The organism is Acidovorax sp. HMWF018 (assembly GCF_003061035.1).
Taxonomy (GTDB): Bacteria; Pseudomonadota; Gammaproteobacteria; order Burkholderiales; family Burkholderiaceae_C; genus Acidovorax; species Acidovorax delafieldii.
Window position 1 is genome coordinate 1 of the sequence record NZ_QAIM01000228.1, and the last position, 4,133, is coordinate 4,133.

Sequence of the window (4,133 nt, forward strand, 5' to 3'; positions counted from 1 at the left end):
TGGCTGCTGGACGCTACCGCCCTGGGTCGCGCCTGTACCGAAGCGGTGCGCGCCGCTGGGCTCCAGCCTGTGGGGCAGTTGTTCCATGAATTTCCTGCCACCGAGCATGGCCCCGGCGGGGTGACTGCCACGGTGTTGCTGGCCGAGTCGCACCTGTGCGTGCACACGTGGCCCGAGCAGCGCGGCGTGACGCTGGATGTGTATGTGTGCAATTTCGGCGCCGACCATTCGGCCAAGGCGCGTGCGCTGATGGAAGCCCTGCTGGCCTTGTTCGACCCCACCACCGTGGAGCGCCATGCGCTCCAGCGGGGCTCTGTGAGCGGGGTGGCGGCATGAGTGCCGCCCGCCATCAGGTGCCTGCCCTGCTTCTGGCCGCAGGCCGTGGCGAGCGCATGCGCCCGCTGACCGACAGCATGCCCAAGCCGCTGCTGCAGGTGCAGGGCCAGCCACTGCTGCAGTGGCACCTGCAGGCTTTGCTGGACGCAGGTGTGGAGCGGGCGGTGATCAACACCGCATGGCTGGGCGAACAGATCAGCGCGTTTTTTTCCAGCGTTTTTGCCTCCAAGCGCAGGAAAAATATGCCTGAGCAGCTATCAATTTCATACTCCCACGAAGGGGTGGACTTTGGCTGCGCGCTGGAAACCGCTGGCGGCATCGCCCGTGCATTGCCGCAGCTCGGCCCGGTGTTCTGGCTGGCCGCAGGCGATGTGTTTGCGCCCGATTTCGTATTCGACAGCGCAGCGGTGGCGGCCTTCGAGGCCAGCGACCATCTGGCCCACCTGTGGCTGGTGCCCAACCCCACCCACAACCCGCGTGGCGACTTTGGCCTGTCGGCCGACGGCCTGGCGCTGAACCTACCCGCCGACGACCCCGCACCGCGTTACACCTACAGCACCATCGCCCTGCTGCGCGCCGAGCTGTTTGCAGGGCCCTGGTGTGACATTCCACCTGGCAATCCGGGCGGCATCAAAGCCCCGCTGGCGCCGCTGCTGCGCCGGGCGATGGACAATGGCCGCGTCAGTGCGCAGCTCTACACCGGCCGCTGGACCGATGTGGGCACGCCAGAGCGGCTGGCCGAACTCAATTCCTATTCTCACGACGCGCCATGAACACCACCGTGCCTGTCTCCGTCTATGCCCAGCGCCGCGCGCACCTGGCTGCCCAGCTGGGCCCCGGCGGCATTGCCATCATTCCTACGGCGCTGGAGCGTCCGCGCAATCGGGACAGCGACTTTCTGTTCCGCCACGACAGCTACTTCTATTACCTGACAGGCTTTACCGAGCCTGGCGCCTGCCTGGTGCTGGCGCACGATGGCCGCAGCACGCTGTTCTGCCAGCCCAAGGACCTGGAGCGTGAGATCTGGGACGGCTACCGCCTGGGCCCCGCGGCTGCTCCCGCAGCCTTGGGTGTGGACGCTGCGCATTCGATGGCCGAACTGGACAGCAAACTGCCGCGCCTGCTCGAAAACACGGCCTGCGTCTGGTACCCGTTTGCCACGCACATCGGCCTGGCCGCGCGCGTGGAGGGCTGGCTCAATGTGGTGCGGGGGCGCGTGCGCTACGGCGCCATCTGCCCTGCCGAGCAGAACGATTTGTGCACGCTGCTCGACGAGATGCGCCTGTTCAAGGACGCGCATGAGCAGGACATCATGCGCCGTGCTAGCGCCATCAGTGCGCAGGCCCACATCCGCGCCATGCAGCGCTCGGCCCGCATGCTGCGCGCCGGGGAGGATGTGCGTGAATACCACCTGGATGCCGAGCTGCTGCATGCGTTCCGCGATGCGGGCTCGCAGTACCCGGCCTACAGCTCCATCGTGGCCGCCGGTGCCAACGCCTGCGTGCTGCACTACCGGGCCGATGCAGCCCCGGTGCGCGATGGCGAGCTGGTGCTGATCGACGCGGGCTGCGAGCTGGACAGCTACGCCAGCGACATCACGCGCACCTTCCCCGCCAACGGAAAATTCACGGGCCCACAGCGTGCGCTGTACGACCTGGTGCTGGCCAGCCAGGACGCGGCCGTGGCTGCCACCAAGGCGGGTGCCCGCTTCAACGACCCGCACGACGCCACGGTGGCCGTGCTGGCGCAGGGCATGCTGGACCTGGGCCTGCTCGACAAGAACAAGGTGGGCACCGCGCAGGACGTGATCGACAAGCGCGCCTACTTCCAGTTCTACATGCACCGCACCAGCCACTGGCTGGGCATGGACGTGCACGACTGCGGCAGCTATGTGGAGCCCAGCGAGGTGGGGCAGACCAGCGAACGCAAAGACCCGCTCTCGGGCGAAACGATCACCAATCGCCCCAGCCGCATCCTGCGGCCCGGCATGGTGCTGACCATCGAGCCCGGCATCTACGTGCGCCCCGCCGACGGCGTGCCCGAGCAGTTCCACAACATCGGCATTCGCATCGAAGACGATGCCATCGTCACCGAGACGGGTTGTGAGCTGATCACGCGCGGTGTCCCGGTGAAGGCCGACGAGATCGAAGCGCTGATGCGCGCCTGAGCGTGGGCAAAACCATGGCCGTGGACAACACTGCCGGGGCAGACGCGGCTCGCGCTCCGGCGCAACCCGACAAGTGGCGGCTGGGCGGTGCGCTGTGGCTGCTGGGCATGCCCGGCGTGGTGGCGGTGGTCTGGGCGCTGCTGCCCACCCTGAAGGCCAATGAAGCCCTGCTGCCGCTGCCACCGGAGGTCGTGCTGGTGCTCAGCGGGTTGCAGACGGCGGTGCTCCTGGCGTTGGCCGTGGCGCTCGGGGTCTGGCTGGCGCCTCGCGTGGGCCTGCAGGCGCCCGCCATGTCTTCCTGGCTGGCCAGCCGGCCCGCAGGGCCCGCGCTGCGGGGCCAACTCCTGCCCGGAGTCTGCGGTGGTGTGGCGGGCGCTGCGTGGCTATGGGTGCTGTCCCGGCTGGCGCCCACGGCGCTGCAGCCCTCCGATCCTGCCAGTGCCATGCCATTGGCGGTCAAGCTGCTGTATGGCGGCATCACCGAAGAGCTGCTGGTGCGCTGGGGTGTGATGACCCTCCTGCTGTGGCTGGGCTGGCGCCTGCTGCAGCGTGGTCAGGGGCGGCCAGGCAAGGGGCTGGTGGCTGCGGCGGTGGTGCTCAGCGCTGTGTTGTTTGCCGTGGGGCATCTGCCTGCCGCGCAGGCGCTGGCCGGGGTGTTGACCGTGCCCGTGGTGGCATTCGTGCTGGTGGGCAACACGGCCTTTGGTCTGGTGGCGGGCTGGCTCTATGCGCGCCACGGCCTGGAGGCAGCGGTCATTGCGCACGTGCTGGCACATCTGCTGTCATCTCCGCTGCTCTGAGAGGCCGAGTAACGGTGCCGCTGCACGGGGTAACTCGCATGTAACCGCTTCGTGTGAGAATTGAAACTCGATTACATCCCCAACGACCGAGAGAAAAGAGACATGTCCATGCCTACCCGCCGCGCCACCAAGATTGTTGCCACCCTGGGTCCTGCATCGAGCGACCCGGCACTTCTGGAGGCGATGATCCGAGCGGGTGTGAACGTGGTGCGGCTGAACTTCAGCCACGGCAAGGCGCAGGACCACATCGACCGCGCCGCCACCGTGCGTGCCGCCGCCCAGCGCGCAGGCCGCGAGGTGGCCATCATGGCCGACCTGCAGGGGCCCAAGATCCGCGTGGGCAAGTTTGCCGAAGGCAAGGTCCAGCTGGAATCGGGGGCCAAATTCGTGCTCGACGCCTCGCGCACCGAGCTGGGCGACATCGAAGGCGTGGGGCTGGACTACAAGGAGCTGCCGCGTGATGTGAAAGCGGGTGACCTGCTGCTGCTCAACGATGGCCTGATCGTGCTCACCGTGGATGCGGTGCGGGGCGAAGAAGTACACACCACCGTCAAGGTGGGCGGCGAGCTGTCGAACAACAAGGGCATTAACAAGAAGGGCGGCGGCCTCACGGCACCGGCCTTGACGGCCAAGGACATGGAAGACATCCGCACGGCCATGAGCTTCCAGGCCGACTATGTAGCGGTGAGCTTTCCCAAGAACGCGACCGACATGGAAATGGCGCGCCAGCTGTGCAACGTGGCCGCGTCCGAGTACCGCCACAAGCCGGGCCTGATCGCCAAGATCGAGCGCGCCGAGGCCATCCCGCACCTGGAGGCCATCCTGCGCGT

5 protein-coding genes are annotated in these 4,133 nt (G+C 67.4%); all 5 read left to right on the forward strand.

Features of this window, described 5'->3' with window-relative positions; translation table 11 throughout:
* On the forward strand, nucleotides 1–336 hold a 336-nt coding region (locus tag DBR23_RS08075), incomplete at its 5' end, for an S-adenosylmethionine decarboxylase family protein (RefSeq protein ID WP_108497886.1).
* Nucleotides 333–1,109: a nucleotidyltransferase family protein gene (locus DBR23_RS08080; RefSeq protein WP_108497887.1), complete on the forward strand. Its 777-nt coding sequence runs from the start codon at nucleotides 333–335 to the stop codon at nucleotides 1,107–1,109. The genes DBR23_RS08075 and DBR23_RS08080, both read left to right, overlap by 4 nt.
* Complete coding sequence (locus tag DBR23_RS08085; protein WP_056068025.1) at nucleotides 1,106–2,503, forward strand: aminopeptidase P N-terminal domain-containing protein; 1,398 nt, start codon at nucleotides 1,106–1,108, stop codon at nucleotides 2,501–2,503. Before DBR23_RS08080 ends, DBR23_RS08085 begins: the two co-directional genes overlap by 4 nt.
* A 2-nt stretch (nucleotides 2,504–2,505) precedes the next feature.
* Nucleotides 2,506–3,303 carry a type II CAAX prenyl endopeptidase Rce1 family protein gene (locus DBR23_RS08090; protein WP_233250332.1) on the forward strand — a complete coding sequence of 266 codons (798 nt, stop codon included), beginning with the start codon at nucleotides 2,506–2,508 and terminating at the stop codon, nucleotides 3,301–3,303.
* Nucleotides 3,304–3,411: 108 nt separating this feature from the next.
* On the forward strand, nucleotides 3,412–4,133 hold a 722-nt coding region (locus DBR23_RS08095), incomplete at its 3' end, for a pyruvate kinase (protein WP_233250334.1).